The 17,409-nt window shown below is 73.1% G+C and carries 15 protein-coding genes; 10 read left to right on the top strand and 5 right to left on the bottom strand.

Annotation, left to right across the window (positions count from 1 at the left end):
- Positions 1-2 precede the first annotated feature (2 nt).
- A complete protein-coding gene (locus tag E1298_RS29435) occupies positions 3-1,037 on the bottom strand; it encodes an SCO2583/SCO2584 N-terminal domain-containing protein (protein ID WP_131898959.1) in 1,035 nt (344 codons plus the stop codon).
- Between the two features lie 203 nt (positions 1,038-1,240).
- On the opposite strand from E1298_RS29435, the gene E1298_RS29430 reads away from it, so the two are divergent.
- Both E1298_RS29430 and E1298_RS29425 read left to right on the top strand, forming a co-directional pair.
- The gene (locus E1298_RS29430; RefSeq protein ID WP_131898957.1) at positions 1,241-2,401 is read left to right on the top strand and encodes a steroid 3-ketoacyl-CoA thiolase; all 1,161 of its coding nucleotides are present in this window, start codon (positions 1,241-1,243) and stop codon (positions 2,399-2,401) included.
- 15 nt (positions 2,402-2,416) lie between these two features.
- The gene (locus tag E1298_RS29425; RefSeq protein ID WP_243725886.1) at positions 2,417-3,403 is read left to right on the top strand and encodes an MBL fold metallo-hydrolase; all 987 of its coding nucleotides are present in this window, start codon (positions 2,417-2,419) and stop codon (positions 3,401-3,403) included.
- A 133-nt stretch (positions 3,404-3,536) separates the two neighbouring features.
- On the opposite strand, the gene E1298_RS29420 is transcribed toward E1298_RS29425, so the two are convergent.
- On the bottom strand, positions 3,537-3,908 hold the full coding sequence (locus E1298_RS29420) for a hypothetical protein (RefSeq protein ID WP_131898953.1): 372 nt from the start codon (positions 3,906-3,908) through the stop codon (positions 3,537-3,539).
- Positions 3,909-4,371: 463 nt separating this feature from the next.
- Between E1298_RS29420 and E1298_RS29415 the strand changes: the two genes are divergently transcribed.
- The 4 genes from E1298_RS29415 (at position 4,372) to E1298_RS29400 (ending at position 9,070) form a co-directional block, all read left to right on the top strand.
- The gene (locus tag E1298_RS29415) at positions 4,372-5,628 is read left to right on the top strand and encodes a cytochrome P450 (RefSeq protein WP_131898951.1); all 1,257 of its coding nucleotides are present in this window, start codon (positions 4,372-4,374) and stop codon (positions 5,626-5,628) included.
- A gap of 195 nt (positions 5,629-5,823) precedes the next feature.
- Positions 5,824-7,110: a glycosyltransferase family 4 protein gene (locus E1298_RS29410; protein ID WP_131898949.1), complete on the top strand. Its 1,287-nt coding sequence runs from the start codon at positions 5,824-5,826 to the stop codon at positions 7,108-7,110.
- Positions 7,111-7,158: 48 nt separating this feature from the next.
- The gene (locus tag E1298_RS29405; RefSeq protein ID WP_207944906.1) at positions 7,159-7,920 is read left to right on the top strand and encodes a class I SAM-dependent methyltransferase; all 762 of its coding nucleotides are present in this window, start codon (positions 7,159-7,161) and stop codon (positions 7,918-7,920) included.
- Positions 7,910-9,070, top strand: coding sequence for a prenyltransferase (locus E1298_RS29400; RefSeq protein WP_131898945.1), 1,161 nt, complete (start codon positions 7,910-7,912; stop codon positions 9,068-9,070). The genes E1298_RS29405 and E1298_RS29400 overlap by 11 nt, the downstream gene beginning before the upstream one ends.
- A gap of 79 nt (positions 9,071-9,149) precedes the next feature.
- Here E1298_RS29400 and E1298_RS29395 read toward each other — a convergent pair whose 3' ends face one another.
- Entirely contained in the window at positions 9,150-9,845 is a 696-nt protein-coding gene (locus tag E1298_RS29395) for a class I SAM-dependent methyltransferase (RefSeq protein ID WP_131898943.1), read from the bottom strand.
- Between the two features lie 213 nt (positions 9,846-10,058).
- On the opposite strand from E1298_RS29395, the gene E1298_RS29390 reads away from it, so the two are divergent.
- The 4 genes from E1298_RS29390 (at position 10,059) to E1298_RS29375 (ending at position 13,873) form a co-directional block, all read left to right on the top strand.
- On the top strand, positions 10,059-10,250 hold the full coding sequence (locus tag E1298_RS29390; RefSeq protein ID WP_131898941.1) for a ferredoxin: 192 nt from the start codon (positions 10,059-10,061) through the stop codon (positions 10,248-10,250).
- Between the two features lie 119 nt (positions 10,251-10,369).
- Entirely contained in the window at positions 10,370-11,458 is a 1,089-nt protein-coding gene (locus E1298_RS29385) for a Zn-dependent alcohol dehydrogenase (RefSeq protein ID WP_131898940.1), read from the top strand.
- 164 nt (positions 11,459-11,622) lie between these two features.
- Complete coding sequence (locus E1298_RS29380; protein WP_243725885.1) at positions 11,623-13,560, top strand: endonuclease/exonuclease/phosphatase family protein; 1,938 nt, start codon at positions 11,623-11,625, stop codon at positions 13,558-13,560.
- Between the two features lie 127 nt (positions 13,561-13,687).
- On the top strand, positions 13,688-13,873 hold the full coding sequence (locus E1298_RS29375) for a hypothetical protein (RefSeq protein ID WP_131898938.1): 186 nt from the start codon (positions 13,688-13,690) through the stop codon (positions 13,871-13,873).
- 326 nt (positions 13,874-14,199) lie between these two features.
- Here the strand turns inward: E1298_RS29375 and E1298_RS29370 are convergent, their stop codons facing one another.
- Complete coding sequence (locus tag E1298_RS29370) at positions 14,200-14,742, bottom strand: GNAT family N-acetyltransferase (RefSeq protein WP_131898936.1); 543 nt, start codon at positions 14,740-14,742, stop codon at positions 14,200-14,202.
- A 22-nt stretch (positions 14,743-14,764) separates the two neighbouring features.
- Positions 14,765-16,870, bottom strand: coding sequence for a beta propeller repeat protein (locus E1298_RS29365; RefSeq protein ID WP_131898934.1), 2,106 nt, complete (start codon positions 16,868-16,870; stop codon positions 14,765-14,767).
- Between the last annotated feature and the right edge of the window lie 539 nt (positions 16,871-17,409).

Here is a 17,409-nt window from a genome sequence, read left to right as displayed (position 1 = left end):
GTTCAGACGCGGGTCACGGGCTCGCAGCCGCGATCGGCCTGGATCGGGGCCGACTGGTCGTACGGGTCCTGCGCCTGCCCGTTCGGCATCCCGCCGCCCGGGTCGCTGGGGTACACCGGGTGGACGAAGCCGTCATCGGCGGAGCAGCTGGACGGGGCGGACGAGCGGTCCGACTTCGTGATCCACAGCTTCACCGCGCCGTCCTCGCGGTAGACGAACACCTCCGTCACGCGCCGGACGACCTCGCGCATCACCGTCTCGGGCCGTCCCGGCCGCCGTACCGCGTACACGAACAGGTGGTCGGCCGTCACCCTCACCCCGGCCGTGCCCTGGTCGCGGCTCTTGCTCGCCGCCACCGTCCCGTGCACCTTGACCGTCCCGAGGGCCGGTTCGGCGGTGCCGGCCGCGAAGCTTGTCATCCAGTCCCGGCTGTTGTGCTCGCCCTTGCGGTCGAGGTCGCGGGTGAAGTCGCGGCGCTGCGCCGGATCGAGCAGCTTGGCCAGCGCGTCCGGCCGCCGCTGGTACACCGTCGCCGGATCCAGGTTCGCGGCGATCAGCATCTTCCGGACGCGGACGTAGGCCAGCGCCATGTCGGCCTCCGAGAGCCCGTTCATGGCCTTGGGATCGGGCATCTGCAGGCCCGCCTCGCCGTCGGTGTAGCCCGCCGCCGGGGATCCGGCGAACGGATCACCCTGCGGAGGCTGCGGCGGGGCGCCGGTCGGGGCGGGCGCGATGGCGGACGCCCCGCCGTCCTGCGGGGACGGCCGGTTCAACCACCACAGCCCGGTGGAGATCAGCAGCAGCACCATCACCCCGGCGATCACCTGGACGACGGCCCTGCGGTGGCTCGGCTCCCGGTACTCGCGCCGCGACCCGCCTCCGGCCCTGGTGCGGCGCCGCCGTCTGCCGGCCCACCGGGCGCGCGACCGCTCAAGCCGCCCGGGTCTGTGGAAGCGCTCCTGCGCGGACGGCTCGGTGAACGCGGCGCCCTTGACGAAGTCGTCGTCGAAAACGGGCTCGTCGGAATCTGTCGGCATAGGCACTCTCCGGCGTGGAGGAGGGTGATCCAAGGCTAATGGACGGATCAGACACCGGAACCGGATCCCACGTCGTCCCTGGCAAGACTCACGACCGGCCTCAAGCCTCATTTCTCTCCCGCGTTCGCTGCGCCCGAGGACTACCCGGCAAAAATAGAACACGTTACAGTCATGGGCGAACCGCGTTCCAAAAAGGAGACCGTATGGGCACCCCGGTGATCGTCGAGGCGGTGCGCACCCCCCTGGGGAGGCGCAACGGCTGGCTGGCCGGCCTCAAGGCACAGGCCGTCCTGGCCCACGCGCTGGGCGCCGTCGTCGAGCGCTCCGGCATCGACCCCGCCGAGGTAGAACAGGTTTTCGCGGGCTGCGTGACGCAGGCGGGCGAGCAGGGCGGCCACGTCGGCCGGCACGCCTGGCTGTACGCGGGCCTGCCCTGGCAGACCGGCGTCACCACGATCGACGCCCAGTGCGGCTCGGCGCAGCAGGCCGTCCACCTCGCCGCCTCCCAGATCGCGGCCGGCGTCGTGGACGCCGCCATCGGCTGCGGAGTCGAGGTGATGAGCCGCTCGCCGCTCGGCAGCAACGTCCTGCCCGCCAGGCCGCGCCCGGACGACTGGTCGATCGACCTGCCGAACCAGTTCGAGGCCGCCGAGCGCATCGCCGCACGCCGCGGCATCACCCGCGCCGACCTCGACGCCTTCGGCGCGCGCTCCCAGCACCTGGCCGCCGAGGCATGGGCCGGCGGCCGCTACGACCGCGAGGTGGCCCCCCTCGACGCCCCCGTCCTGGACGCCGGCGGCAACGCCACCGGCGAGACCCGCACGGTCACCCGCGACCAGGGCCTCCGCGAGACCACGGCGGACGGCCTCGCCAAGCTCAAGCCGGTCCTCGGCCCGGAGGCCCGCCACACCGCCGGCACCTCGTCCCAGATCTCGGACGGCGCCGCCGCCGTCCTGCTCATGTCGGAGGAGAAGGCGCGGGCCCTCGGCCTGCGGCCCCGCGCCCGCATCCGGTCCCAGGCGCTCGTCGGCTCCGAGCCGTACTACCACCTGGACGGCCCGGTCCAGTCGACCGAACGCGTCCTGAGGCGCTCGGGCATGACCATGGGCGACATCGACATCACCGAGATCAACGAGGCGTTCGCCGCGGTCGTGCTGTCATGGGCGTCCGTCCACGGGCCCGATATGGACAGGGTCAACGTCAACGGCGGCGCCATCGCCCTCGGCCACCCCGTCGGCGCCACCGGCTCCCGGCTGATCACCAGCGCCCTCCACGAGCTGGAGCGCCGCGACGCGGGGACGGCCCTCGTCACGATGTGCTGCGGCGGCGCCCTCTCCACCGCCACCATCCTCGAACGCCTCTGACGGAAGGCGGTGCCGGTGGAACCCGAGGATCTCGGCGGAGGCGTCTGGAGCGTCCCTGTTCCCATCCCGGGCAATCCCCTCGCCTACACGCTGGTGTACGCGGTGGAGAGCCCCCGGGGCCCCGTCCTGATCGACGCGGGCTGGCAGCACGAGGACTCCTGGACGGCCCTGCGCGACGGCCTCGGCGCCTTCGGCATCGACATCGCCGACGTGCACGGGGTGGTGGTCACCCATTACCACCCCGACCACGCGGGCCTGGCGGGCCGCGTCCGCGAGACGTCCGGCGCCTGGGTCGCCATGCACCACGCGGACGCCGAGATCGTCCGCCTGTTCCGCGCCATGGTCGCCCGGGGCGAACACCGCGCGTTCGAGCTCAGCAGCCTGCGCCGCGCGGGCGCCACCGCAGCCGATCTGGGAGACCGCGGCGAACGCCCTCAGGTGGATCCGCCGGCCGTCCCGGACCGCGAACTCTCCGACGGCGACCTGGTCGACCTCCCCGGCCGCGTCCTCCGCGTCATCTGGACCCCGGGCCACTCCCCCGGCCACATCTGCCTGCACCTGGAGGACGGCGACCGCGTCTTCACCGGCGATCACGTCCTGCCCCGCATCACCCCGCACATCGGCCTCTACCCCTACGACCTGGCCGGCGCCGACCCCCTCGGCGACTTCCTCGGCTCCCTCGACAAGATCTCGGGCATGACCGTGGACGAGGTCCTCCCGGCCCACCAGCACCGCTTCCGCGGCCTGCCCGGCCGGGCCCGCGAGATCATCGACCACCACGAGAGGCGCCTCGCCGAGGTGACGGCCCTTCTCACCGCCGTCCCCATCACCCTCTGGGACCTGACCGCCGCCCTCACCTGGCGCCACCCCTGGCCCGACATGCCCATCACGGCCCGCCGCATGGCGGCCGGCGAGGCCGCCGCCCACCTCCGCACCCTGGAGAACCGCGGCACGGCCCGCCGCGCCGGTACAACAGACCCGCTCCGCTACACCCTCCGCTGACCCACCTTGGGATCCACGTCGCGATCTCGGCTCATGGCAGCAGGATCTTGCCGGCCGGGGCGCCAGGAGCCGGGGCACGACAAACGACGTCCGGTCCCGGCCGTGAGCGGCCGGGACCGGACGGGGAGGCGGGTCAGTCGGCGCAGATCACGTACACGCTGATGCCGACGTCGTTGTAGCCGATCTGACGGCCGAGGGCGACCCAGCCCCGGGCGTCATCGGTGGGGAAGGAGCCGACCAGGATCGCTCCGTTGCCGCGGGCCTCGGCGCCGCCGCCGAGGACGTGCTTGGTGCCCGGGCAGTACAGGACGCGGCGCTGGAAGTTGGGGACGTTGGCGTTGGGCAGGGTCACCAGCTGGTAGCCCGGGGGCAGGGCCGCGGCGCGGGTCTGCGCGGACGGCTGGGCGGTCCGGTCGGGCTGGGCGCTGGCCGCCCCGGCCGTGCCCACACAGGCTCCGGTCGCCAGGACGGCCAGGGTGAGGGCGGTGATTCGTTTCGAGAACATGCGCTCTCCTTCCTTGGGCTCCTCCCGCGTCCGCGCCGCGTCCGTGGGCGTGCTGAGAGGCCGGCGATCGTGACGCCGATGGACGCGAGTGGCGGGGAGGAACCAATGAGGGACCTACACGAAGAGTGTGTGCGCCCTCACATTTCGTGTCTATATCCCTGTGTGCTTGCCCGGTGACGGAACGTACTCAAATGGCAATTACGGAGAGTGTCCGAATGGGTGCGCCGGTCGCTTACCAGCGGTAATCGTTCGCGGTCGAAAGTTCACTGTCCGCATCCGGCCTCGCCCCTTGGAACGCGGGCGCCATGGGCACCTCGCCGGGCGGGTGCGACTTGCGTCACCAGTCTGGACCCTTGATGAGACTGCAGTCTCATGCTAGAACGTGTTCTAGAGCAATATACCAAGCAAGCGCTCAGTCACACCGTCACCGCGGGTGACGGCGCAACCGAAGGGTCCTCCTGGGATGGCACCTGAGCCCCGCACCGTGTCCGAGTCCACCGCCGGCACCGCCCCCCGGATCGATGTCATCGACCCCGGTGTGTACGAGCGTGAGGGGATCCCGCACGCGCAGTTCGCCTGGCTGCGCGACAACGACCCCGTCCACTGGCATCCGGACCCGAACGACGGGGTGCCCGGGTTCTGGGCGGTCACCCGGCACGAGGACGTGGTGCGGGCGTCGCGGCGCGCCGACCTGTTCTCCTCGCATACGCGGACGGCGATGTTCGAGGAGTTCAGCGACGACGAGATCGCCCTGTACGGGCAGATGATGCTGTTCCAGGACCCGCCCGACCACACCAGGCTGCGCGGCATGGTCAACAAGGGGTTCACGCCCCGGATGATCGGCCGGCTCCAGGAGCACGTCCGCGGGATCTGCGAGCGGCTCATCGACGAGGCGGCGCCGCTGGGCGAGTGCGACTTCGTGGAGCACTTCGCCGCGCCGCTGCCGCTGTACACGATCTGCGAGCTGCTCGGGGCGCCGCTGGAGGACCGGGAGAAGATCTTCACCTGGTCCAACAAGCTGGTGGCGTTCAACGACCCGGACTACATCGGGGACCGGACGGAGTCGCAGTTGTACGCCGCAGAGTTCGCGGGCTGGGCGGGCGAGCTGGCGCGCGAGCGGGAGTCGACGCCGCGCGACGACATCGTGACGAAGCTGCTGCAGCCGGACGCGGACGGGACGCGGATCAGCGAGGAGGAGTTCCAGCTCTTTGTGATCATGCTGTCCATCGCCGGGAACGAGACGACGCGGACGGCCACGGCGGGCGGCATGCAGGCGTTCTTCGAGCGTCCTGACGAGTGGCGGCGGCTGCGGGAGGACCGGAGCCTGCTGCCGACGGCGGTGGAGGAGATCGTCCGCTGGGTGAGCCCGATCAACCAGTTCCGCCGGACGGCGCTCGCGGACGTCGAGCTCGGCGGCAGGAAGGTCGCGGCGGGCGACAAGGTCGTGCTGTTCTACGGCTCGGCCAACCGGGACGAGCGGGTGTTCGAGGACCCGTTCCGGTTCGACGTGGGCCGCGACCCGAACCCGCACATCGGGTTCGGGGGCGGCGGGCCGCACTTCTGCCTGGGCACCCATCTCGCCCGAATGAACCTGAAGATCATCTTCGAGACGATCCTCGACCGGATGCCCGACATCCGGCCGGCCGGCGAGGCCCGCCGGCTCCGGTCGAACTTCGTCAACGGCGTCAAGTCGCTGCCGGTGAGCTTCACGCCGTCCTGACCGGCCCGCCCACCTCGCCCGACCTTGAGTTCAGTGTGCCCTTCGGAACACTTTTGGACGCCATGCCCAATATTGAACTCTCCGGTAACGTGCGGAGGCTAAGGTCGGGTTTCATCTACCGCATAAGGGAGATGCCGGTGCGTGTACGGCCGGTGACCCTGGACTGACAGGAGTGGTGCGTGGGCAGGGGATGGCGTGGGTGAGGCAGGCGAGCCGTCGGGTGCCCCGTTGCGGGTGGCCCTGCTCTCGTACCGGAGCAAGCCGCACTGCGGCGGCCAGGGTGTCTACCTCCGGCATCTGAGCCGGGAGCTGGTCGACCTCGGGCACTCGGTGGAGGTCCTGTCCGGCCAGCCCTACCCGGACCTGGACCGCGAGGAGATCACGCTCACCAAGATCCCGAGCCTGGACCTGTACCGGGACGAGGACCCGTTCCGCACCCCGTCGCCCGGCGAGTTCCGCGACTGGATCGACGTCCTGGAGTTCGCGCACATGAAGACCGGCGGCTTCCCCGAGCCGCTGACCTTCAGCCTCCGCGCGCTGCGCGCCCTGCGCGGGCGGCGCCGCGACTTCGACGTCGTCCACGACAACCAGGTCCTCGGCCTGGGCAGCCTCGGCATCCCCCGGCTCGGCCTGCCGCTGGTCACGAGCATCCACCACCCGATCAGCGTCGACCGCCGGATCGAGCTGGAGGCGGCGCGGGGCGTCAAGGAGCGGCTCGGCAAGCGCCGCTGGTACGGGTTCGTCGCGATGCAGTCGCAGGTGTCCCGGCGGATCGGCCCGGTGCTGACCGTCTCGGAGTCGTCCAAGGTCGACATCGTCAAGGACTTCAAGGTCGACCCGCGCGACATCGAGATCCTGCCGCTCGGCGTCGACACCCGGCTCTTCCACCCGCGCGGCCCGCGCGTGCCCGGCCGGATCGTGGCCATGGCCAGCGCGGACGCGCCGATCAAGGGCGTGGACGTGCTGCTGCACGCGGTGGCCAAGGTCGCCACCGAGCGCGACGTCCACGTGATCGTGGTGAGCCGCCCGCAGAAGGACGGCCCCACCGAGCGGCTCGTCCGGGAGCTGGCCCTCGGCGAGCGCGTCAGGTTCGTCAGCGGCGTCGGCGACGACGACCTCGCCGAGCTGCTGGCCTCCGCCGAGATCGCCGTCGTCCCGTCCCGGTACGAGGGCTTCTCGCTGCCCGCCGTCGAGCACATGGCGTCCGGGACGCCGCTGGTCGCCAGCCGCGCCGGGGCGCTGCCCGAGGTGGTCGGCGACGCGGGGGTCCTGGTCAAGCCCGGCGACGTGGAGGAGCTGGCCGCCACCCTGCACCGGCTGCACGACTCGGCGGACGAGCGCGCGCGTGTCGGCGCCGCCGGTCTCGCACGCGTCCAGGAGCGCTTCGCATGGCCGGCCGTGGCCCAGGCCACGGTCCAGCACTACCGCGCCGCCATGCGCGACCAGGACTACCGGCGGCTGGCCGCAGCGCCGAGACGCTAGAGCAAGGGAGCTCGTCCTGAGCGTCCCCTGTACGGAAGGAGCACGACCCTGCTGACCGTGGATTTCCAGCGGTTCCGCGTCACCCCCGGAGACCGCGTCCTCGACATGGGATGCGGCGCCGGACGGCACGCCTTCGAGCTGTACCGCCGGGGTGCGGACGTCGTGGCCTTCGACCTGGACGCGGACGAGCTCGCCGACGTCGAGAAGATGTTCGGCGCCATGCGGCTGGAGGGCGAGGTGCCCGCGGGCGCGACCGCCGAGACCGTGCAGGGCGACGCGCTCGACCTGCCGTTCCCCGACGACCACTTCGACGCGATCGTCGCGTCCGAGGTGCTGGAGCACATCCCCGACGACATGCGGGCGATGCGCGAGCTGATGCGGGTGCTCAGGCCCGGCGGGAAGCTCGCGGTGACGGTGCCGAGCTGGCTGCCCGAGCGGGTCTGCTGGGCGCTGTCGGAGGACTACCACACCGCTCCCGGCGGGCACGTGCGGATCTACACGCGCGCCGAGCTGGAGGCCAAGCTGAAGTCGATCGGCTTCCGGGTCGGCGGCCACCACCACGCGCACGGGCTGCACGCCCCCTACTGGTGGATCAAGTGCGCCGTGGGGGTGAACAACGACGGGAACCCCCTGGCCAGGGCCTACCACCAGGTCCTGGTGTGGGACATCATGAAGCGCCCGCTGGCCACGCGGCTGGCCGAGCGCGTCATGAACCCCGTGATCGGCAAGAGCGTCGTCGTCTACTTCGCCAAGCCGGCGGTGCCGGGCACGCCGGCGGCCCCGGCCAGGGAGACGGCGGATGCTGTCTGACCGGGAGGTCGGCCGGGACGGGCGGGGCGGTCCGATCGGCCCGCCCTCGATCCCCGGTGTCGTGACGCCGGACGGCATCGTCGCGACCGCGCGGAGCATCACGGCGCAGCAGGAGGAGTCCGGAGCGATCCCCTGGTTCTCCCCGCAGGCGGGCGTCCCCGGGCACGTGGACGCCTGGAACCACGTCGAGGCCGCGATGGCGCTCACCGTGGCCGGGATGCGCGCGGCGTCCAGGCGGGCGTACGAGTGGCTGCGAGGCGTCCAGCGGCCGGACGGGTCGTGGCCCGCCAAGTGGGTGCTGGGCGAGGTCACCGAGCCGGGCGGGGAGTCCAACCACGCCGCCTACGTCGCGGTGGGCGTCTGGCACGAGCTGCTGATGACCGGGGACGAGGACTTCGCCCGGCGCATGTGGCCGACCGTCCGCCGGGCGATCGACTTCACGCTGGGCCTGCAGACACGGCGCGGCGAGATCATCTGGATCCGGCACGAGAGCGGCGAGCCGTCCGACCACGCACTGCTGACCGGCTGCTCGTCCATCTACCAGTCGCTGCGGTGCGCGGTCGCGCTGGCCGAGCGCCTGGGCGAGCCGCAGCCGGGCTGGGAGCTCGCCGCCGACCAGCTCGGGCACGTGGTGGCCGCGCACCCGGAGGCGTTCGCCGACAAGAGCCGCTGGTCGATGGACTGGTACTACCCGGTGCTCGGCGGCCCCGTGCGCGGCGCGGCGGCCGCGCGGCGCTTCGCGGAGGAGTGGGACACCTTCGTGGTGCCGGGCCTCGGCTGCCGGTGCGTGTCCGACCAGCCGTGGGTGACGGCGGCCGAGAGCTGCGAGCTGGTGATGGCGCTGGACGCGGCGGGCGACCGCGACCGGGCGCTGGAGCTGTTCACCACCATCCAGCACCTGCGGCACGAGGACGGCTCGTACTGGACGGGCTGGCAGTTCGAGAACGAGCGGCACTTCCCCGGGGACCGTTCCACCTACACGGCCGCGGCGGTGATCCTCGCCGCGGACGCACTGGAGGGCGCCTCTCCCGGCTCCCGGCTCTTCAAGGAGGTCGCCGGGCGGCCCCTCGGCCCGTCCGAGGCGTCCGATCCCCTGGCCTGCGGCTGCGCGCTGCTCTCGGTCGCCGACCCCGTCCGCACCCGCCTCTGAGTCGGCAGAGCCTCTAAGTCGGCACCACCTCTGAGTCCGCACCGCCTCTGAGTCCGCACCGCCTCTGACGTGGTGCGGGTCAGAGGGGGGACTTGGCGCCGACCCGCTCCAGGACGCGGAGGGAGCCTTCGGCCCGGCGGTCTTCGAAGGCTCCGCTGGCGAGGGCCCGCAGGTAGACGTCGTACGGGGGCCGGCCGCCGTCCGCCGGGTCGGGGAACACGTCGTGGATCACCAGGGCGCCGCCGACGGCGACGTGGGGCGCCCAGCCCTCGTAGTCGCCCTGCGCGTGCTCCTCGGCGTGGCCGCCGTCGATGAACAGCAGCGCCAGCGGCGCGCGCCAGAGCGCCGAGACCGTCCGGGACTGCCCGACGATGGCGATGACCTGGTCCTCCAGGCCCGCGGCGGCGATCGTCTTGCGGAAGGTCGGCAGCGTGTCCATCCGTCCCGTGCTCGGGTCGACCAGGGACGGGTCGTGGTGCTCCCAGCCCGCCTGGTTCTCCTCCGAGCCGTGGTGGTGGTCGACGGTGACCACGACCGTGCCGGCCTCCCGGGCGGCGGCGCCCAGGTAGACGGCCGACTTGCCGCAGTAGGTGCCGACCTCCAGCATCGGGCCGGTCTCCGCCAGGCGCGCGCCGTAGTCCAGGGCCGTCTCGTACAGGACGCGCCCCTCGTCGTCCGGCATGAAGCCCTTGGTCCAGCGCGCGGTGCGCCGCAGGTCCGCGGGCATCTCCGGCGGGGTCGCCCCCGGTCCGGCGGACGCCTTGGTGTGGGTCATCGATCTCCTCCGCCGGGCACTTTATCCGAGATCCATGAGCGGGCGCGCGCGCCTTGCTCCCACAGACTGAAACGTGTTCTACTTTCGTGGTGAGCGCGCCTCGAACCTGGTTCGGTAGGTTGGCGTCGAGGGGTGGCCCGCGGGACCCGCACCGCCCGCGTCCCCTGGGACCCCGCCACGCGCACGCTCAACCGGTTGTGAACGGAGAAGGCGATGAGAGTACGAGTCGACCCGCTGGTGTGCGAGGCCAACGCCGTCTGCGTCGGGCTCGCACCCGAGGTCTTCGACCTCACCGACGACGACGAGCTGGAGATCCTCAAGCCGGACGTGCCGCCGGAGGAGGCAGACCGCGTCCGTCACGCGGTGCGGTCCTGCCCGAAGGCCGCGCTGGAGCTGGAGGAGTAGGCCTCCGCGCGCGCTCGTCCCGTCCGCCCCGTCCGTTCCCAGGCCGGAAAACCACCCACCCCTTCCTGGACGCTCCGCCCGGACGGCGCGGACGTCCCTCCCTCGATGTGGAGGCAGCCATGGCACGCGCCGCGGTACTGCATGCGGTCGGCGACGAGGCACTCGACCTGCGCGACGACGTCACCACGGTCGACACCGGTCCCGACCAGGTCAAGGTCAAGATCAAGGCGACCGGGGTCTGCCATTCCGACCTGTCCACGCTGACCGGCGTCCTGCCCTCGATGCCGCCCACGGTCGTCGGGCACGAGGGCGCCGGCGTCGTGGCCGAGGTCGGCGACCGCGTGACCGGCGTCCAGCCGGGCGACCATGTGGTCATCAACTGGACGCCCGACTGCGGGACCTGCGCCGAGTGCCTGCGCGGCGAGCCGTACCTGTGCATGACCTTCATCGCGCGGTCGTTCAGCGAGCCGAACTTCCGGCTCGGTGACGGCGTCCCCGCGTTCGGCATGGCGGGCACCGGCACCTGGGCCGAGGAGGTCGTCGTCCCCGGCCGGGGCGTCGTCAAGGTCGCCGAGGACGTGCCGTTCGAGTACGCGGCGCTGCTCGGCTGCGGCATCCCGACCGGCGTCGGCGCGGCGATCAACACCGCGAAGGTCCGTCCGGGCTCCAAGGTCGCGGTGGTGGGCGCGGGCGGCGTCGGGCTCTCGGTGATCCAGGGCGCCAGGATCGCGGGCGCGTCCACGATCCTGGCGATCGACCCGAACGAGGCCAAGCACCCCGTCGCCAAGCAGTTCGGCGCCACGCACACCGCGACGCCGGACGACCTGGACCAGACCAAGGGGCTGCTGACGGGCGGCGCCGGGTTCGACTACACCTTCGAGGTCGTCGGCAAGGCCGCGGCGATCACCACGGCGTGGAACGCGACCCGGCGCGGCGGCGACGTCATCGTGGTGGGCGCGGGCGCCGCCGACGACGACTGGACGCTGAACGCGTTCTCGCTGCTGTTCGACGGCAAGAGCCTGAAGGCGTCCCTGTACGGCGGCTGCGACCTCAAGCGCGACATCCCGCTGTTCGTGGACCTGTGGCGGGCGGGCAAGCTCGACATCGACAGCCTGATCTCCCGCCGGATCCGGTTCGAGGACCTGAACGACGCCGTCGCCGCCCTGCGGAGCGGCGACGTGATCCGCCAGGTCGTGCTCTTCGACTGACGCCCGGGACGCGGGGCCCCGGCCCGGCCCGGCCCGGCGCGCGCCGGGCCGGGGCCCGTTTTCGCTCCGGTCAGAAATCATCGCGCACGGTTGGTCACGGGTTCGCCCCGCGTGCCATCCTTCTTCCTGACCGGACGGGACCTCTATTCGATCATGGAGCGCGGGTGGCGTACGCAGGTGGACCGGGACGGCTCGGCCGCCCGGCGGCGGCCCGGTCGATCGTCGTCGCGGCGGTGCTCGCCCTGCCCCTCGCGGCCACGCCGTCCCCCGCCGGAGCCGCGCCGTTCCCCGCCGGGGCCGCGGCACCGGCGGCCGGACGCCGCGTCCACGACATCCAGGGCGCTGGGCACATATCGCCGCTGAACCGGGCCGCGGTCACCGGGGTCCCCGGCGTCGTGACGGCGCTGACCGGCAACGGGTTCTGGATGCAGGACCCCCGCCCCGACAAGAGCGACGCCACGTCCGAGGGCATCTTCGTCTTCACCCGGACGCGTCCCGCCGCGACCACGGGCGGCGCGGTCCAGGTGGGCGACGCGGTCCGCGTGAACGGGCGGGTCAGCGAGTTCCGTCCGGGCGGCTCCAAGTCCGCGGGCCTCACCCGGACGGAGATCGACGCCGGCGCGACCACCGTGGACGCGCACGGCGCGCCCCTGCCGCCCCCGGTCGTGATCGGGCCCGGCGGTCGCAGGCCGCCCGCGAGCGTCGTCAGGAGCGCGCCGGGCGACGCCGAGAAGGGCGGCGGTTTCGATCCCCGGCGCAACGGCCTCGACTTCCACGAGTCCGTCGAGGGGATGCGAGTCAGGATCGAGAACGCCGTCGCGGTCGGCCCGACCCGCTACGGCGAGCTGCCCGTCCTCCCCGCGAACGGCGCCGGCGCCGGGACGCGGACCAGGCGCGGCGGCATCCTGCTCCGCGACGGCGACGCCAACCCCGAGCGGATCGTCCTCGACGACGCCCTCGCCCCGCTGCCCGGCATGAACGTCGGCGACCGCCTCCCCGGCGCGAACGACGGCGTCGTGGACTACGCGTTCGGCGACTTCAAGCTGCTGCTCACCGCGGCCCCCCGGCGCGCGGACGGCGGGCTGGCGCGCGAGACCACCCGCCCGCAGCGGCCGGGCGAGCTGGCCGTCGCCACCGCCGGGCTCGACGGCCTGGACCCCGACGCGCCCCCCGAGCGCTTCCGCGCCCTCGCGGGCGACGTCGTCGAGGGCCTGAGGTCCCCCGACCTCATCGCGATCAGCGGGCTGGAGGACAACAGCGGCCCCGAGGACGACGGCACGGTCGCCGCCGACCAGACCGTCGCCGAGCTGATCGCCGCGATCAGCACCGCGGGCGGCCCCGCCTACGACTGGCGCTCGGTGACGCCGCGCGACAACACCGACGGCGGCGAGCGGGGCGCCAACACCCGGCTCGGGTTCCTGTTCCGCACCGACCGCGGGCTGGCGTTCGTGGACCGCCCGTCCGCGCCCGACCCGCTCCAGGACGGCCCGCCCGCCGCGTCGCCGCCCGACCCGGCCACGACGCCGGTCCGGGCCGTCCGGCGGGACGGCGGCGCCGGGCTGACGCTCAGCCCCGGCCGGGTCGACCCCGGCGACGCCGCCTGGGGCGCCGCCCGCAAGCCCCTCGCCGGCGAGGTCACCTGGCAGGGCCGCCGCATCATCGTGATCGCCGGCCAGTGGTTCCCGCAGAGCAGTGACGACCAGCCGCTGTTCGGCCGCTTCCAGCCGCCGTCCCGGCCGAGCGGATGGCGGCGCGACGCCCAGGCCCGCGTGCTGGCCCGGTTCGTGACGTCCGTCCGGACGGCCGACAAGAACGCCCACGTGATCGTCGCGGGCGACCTCAACGACCGCGAGACGTCCACACCCGTCCGCACCCTCGCCACGGACGGCGGGCTGACCGACCTGCCCGCCGGGCTCCCGGCCGGCGAGCGCTACACGGCGATCTCCGGCGGCAACGGGCAGGCGCTCGACCACATCCTGCTCAGCCCGTCCCTCTACCGGCGCAAGCACGAGTTCGACGTGGTCCACCGCAACGCCGAGTTCGCCGACCGGGCGGGCGACCGCGACCCCACCGTCGTCCGCATCGACCTGCCGGGCAAGTGACGCGGCCTCCCCATTTGGGCCACACCGAAAGATCGATATGGAACGGCCCCGAACCGGGTCGGCGTTTCCTCCGCACCGCCCTGGGCAACGGTCGATCGTCACACCCCCCACCTGGGAGGAGACCCCCGTGGCGACTCGATATCGGCCGGGCATCAGCCTGGTCGGCCTCATCTACATCATCATCGGCGTGTTCGTCGCCTTCGACCGCGACTACATCACCGCGAGGCTTCTGCGCCAGGTCGGCAGCGCGCTGCTGGCCATCTTCCTCTGGTTCCTGATCCTGCTGGGCGTGGACCTGCACATCCACACCTGAGGCATCACCGCACTCAAAGCAACACCGCACTCTAGGCAACACCGCATTCAAGGCAACACCGCCCGGCACGGGCCGTCCCGCTCCCCGCCGCGAGACGGCCCGTGCCCGCTTGTCCGGACGGCCCGTGCCCTCGGACGGCACGGGCCGTCCCACCTCGACGACAGGTGCACGTCGCGCCCAGGTCATAGACCGCACAGTGCGGAAAAGGTTACGTTCCGCCCATGAAGAAAGACGGATGCAGTTGCGGACACGGCAGCGGTTGCTCCTGCGCGAAGGGCTGCTCCTGCGGCTGCAACGGCTGACCACGGCGCGGCCACGACGGCTGATCACCGGGCGGTGGGCGCCCAGTAGCGCAGCTTGGTGCCCCGCCGATCCTCCAGGACGCCGCCGTTCTTCTCAATGACCCGGCGCGAGGCCGCGTTGCCCTCCTCGCAGGTGATGAGTGCCGGATCGATGCCCAGGCCGTACGCCACGGGAAGCGCGGCGCTGAGCATGTTCCCGGCGTGGCCCTGGCGCCGCGCGGACGGGCGCACGTCGTACCCGATGTGACCGCCCATATCGAGCAACGTCGGTGTGAGCCGGTGCCGGATCACGATGCGGCCCAGGTACTCGCTGCCGTCCACCCACCACAGCGACGTGGACGGGACGAACCCCTCCGGCCGAGGCGCGCTCTCGCGGACCTGCGCGCGCAGCCGCTGGACGTACTCCGCGAAGACGTCGGGATCGTTCCAGCCTTCGCCGTACTCGCGGCGTTCCATGCCGATCATGGTGCTGTCGTCTGCGCGGCCCCGTCCCTCCCTCTGGAACTCCTCCATCGCCGCGACGAAGGACCGGTGGACGGACACGGTCGGCCGGACAAGCTCGGGCATGGTCGTTACGGGTTCCTGCTGGTCATGGGGACGGGGCTCGCCATAGGAGCGGGGTCTCGCCGCGGTGGTCGGCGCTCGTCCCGATCGCCAGCAGGTCGCCGCCCATCGCGGTCATCGCGGTGAGGCGCTGGTCGCCCGGCCCGTCCAGCCTGGGGACGGGGAGCCGGTGCCAGGCGACGCCGTCCGGGGACGTCCAGACAGCGGCGCCTCCGCCACCGGCGGTGGTCGCGGCGGCGAAGCCCTTCCGTGTCGCGGCCACCGCGGTCACGGCAGGCGCGGTGGGGTCGATGGCGCGGTGCGTCCAGGTGGCGCCGCCGTCTGCGGACACCAGCACCCCGGGGCCCGCGCCGATCGCCACGAGCGCGTCGCCGTGCGCCGCGACCTCGGACAGCGATCCGGCGGCGAGGCCCGCCGGAAGCTTGGCCGCCGTCCATTTCACGCCGTCGGGCGAGGTCCAGATCGCGGGCGCCTTCTCGCGGCCGCCGACCGCGACGTAACCCCTGGTGGTCGCGGCGACGTCCGCCGGGGCGCCGTCGACGTCCGTGCGGCGCCAGCCCTTGAGATCGGACGAACGCCACGCGGCGCCCGTCCCGACAGCGACGTAACCGGCCGGTCCCGTGGTGGCGGCGACAGGCGCCGGGCCCGCGGGGAACGTGGCCTTGCGCCAGGTCACCCCGTCCGGCGACACCAGGGCAAGGGGCCCGGGCTTGGCGCCGGACGACGTGCGGCCGACGGCGAGCCAGCCCTGCGCCCCGTACGCCAGATCGGACAGCCAGCCCCCGGCGCCGGGGAACTGGGCCCGCGTCCAAGTCCGTCCGTCCGGCGCGCTCCAGACCGCGGTGCCGCCGTTGGTGCTGCCGACCGCCACGACGCGGCCGGGACCGGCGGCGACGGACCGGATCGTCCGCTCCGCGTGGACGGCGCCCGGCACGGCGGCCAGGTCGACGCCGAACAGGTAGGCGTCGCCGTCCCGCCGCCCGGAGAGCGCGACCGCACCCCCGGCCGCGACCGTCAGCCCGGTCACCTCCGGACCGCTCACCGCGCCGCCCGGCTGCCAGGCGCGTCCGTCAACGCTGCTCAGCACCGTGCGGGCACCCTTGCCGTCCCGGACGAGCGCCGCCAGCCCTGCGGGTGATCCGCCGAAGCGCTCGACGCCCGCGTAGCCGGAGCCGCCGAACTGGCCTGCGGCGCGCCAGGCCAGGCCGTCCGCGGACGTGAAGAGCACTCCGAAGCGGGTCGTCTTGCGATGCTTCTTACGGCCGGTCGTGCGCTGACCCTCGCGTACGGTCGCGAAACCACCCGGACCGGCGACGAGGCCCTTGGTGGCGCCGTACGAACCCTGCGCCTGTGGCACGTTCACGGCCGTCCATGTGCGACCACCATCGGCGGACCGCCACAGTCCGTCGCTCAGGACGGTGCGCGTGACCTTCTTCCTGCCCTTCTTCCGGGTGACCTTCCTGGCGAACGTCCCATGCGTCACCAGGACGTTCCCCGACGCCGCGACCCGGTCGAGGCCGACGATACCGGGCGCCTGGAGGCCGTCGATGCGCTGCCAGGCGCGGCCGTCAGCCGAGCTCCACACCACGGCCTGCCCGTTCGCGCCGCCCACGGCCACGAACCCGTACGCGGTGCGCGTCAGGGCGCTCACCCGGTCCGTGGGCTTGAACGCCGCACCGAGCGGCCGCCGCGTCCAGGTCTTCCCGTCCTCGCTGGTCCACGCCACCGCGCCGCCGTCCGCCGCCCTCCCGAGGGCGACCCAGGTGCGGCTCCCCCCGGCGAGGAGCTGCGGACGGTCCCCGAGCGGCGGCTCCGTCCCGTCCGCCCCGCGCACGCGCGCCGTCCGCCAGCCGCGTCCGGAGTCGGCGGAGACGAGGAACCCGGCCCGCTCCCTGCCCTCGACGCCGGTGCCCTCCGTCCCGACCGCGACGATCGTCCTGCCGGCGGACGCGACGGCGGACAACTCCTGGACGAGCCCGTCCGTCTTGGCCGCCGGATCCACGGCGAACAACCGCTCGGCCGCCACCGGCCCCGGCACGCGCGGCTTCTTCGGCCCGTCCTCACCCTGCCCGAGGACGAACACCGTCCCGACCGCTACCAGCACGAGCCCGGCCGCGCCGGCGATCCCCATCTGCAGCTTCCGTGTCCGCCCCGAAGCCGGCGCCTCCGGACCGGCGACCTTCCGATCGCCGACCTCCGGAACGCCCGCCTTCCTGCCGGCGCCCTTCCCAGAGACCGGCTTGCCCTTCGGTCTCGCCTGAGCAGGCGCCACCCCAGCCTTCGCCCCCGCCGCCCCTCGGCCCACCGGCGTGGCCTTCGCCGTCGCAGGTGCACGCTTGCCCTTCGCGGACGCGCGCCTCACGGACGCGGGCGGCTCCGCAGTCGCAGGTGCAGGCTTCGCCTTCGCCGATACGGGCTTCGCCTTCGCAGACGCGGGCCTCGCCGACGCGGACTCGACCTCCGCGGACGTTGGATTGGCCTCCGCGGACGCGGGCCCCGCAGACGCGGACTCGGCCTCCGCAGAGGCGCGCTTAGCCCTCGCGAACACGCGCCTCGCGGGCGCGGGCTTGCCCTTCGCAGATCCGGGCCCCGCAGACGCGGACTCGGCCTCCGCAGGTGCACGCTTGCCCTTCGCGGACGCGCGCCTCACGGACGCGGGCGGCTCCGCAG

Origin of the sequence: Actinomadura rubrisoli (assembly GCF_004349215.1) — a bacterium.
Classification (GTDB): Bacteria; Actinomycetota; Actinomycetes; order Streptosporangiales; family Streptosporangiaceae; genus Spirillospora; species Spirillospora rubrisoli.
Note: the sequence above shows the minus strand (reverse complement) of the source record. Positions and strands in the feature narration are given on the sequence as shown.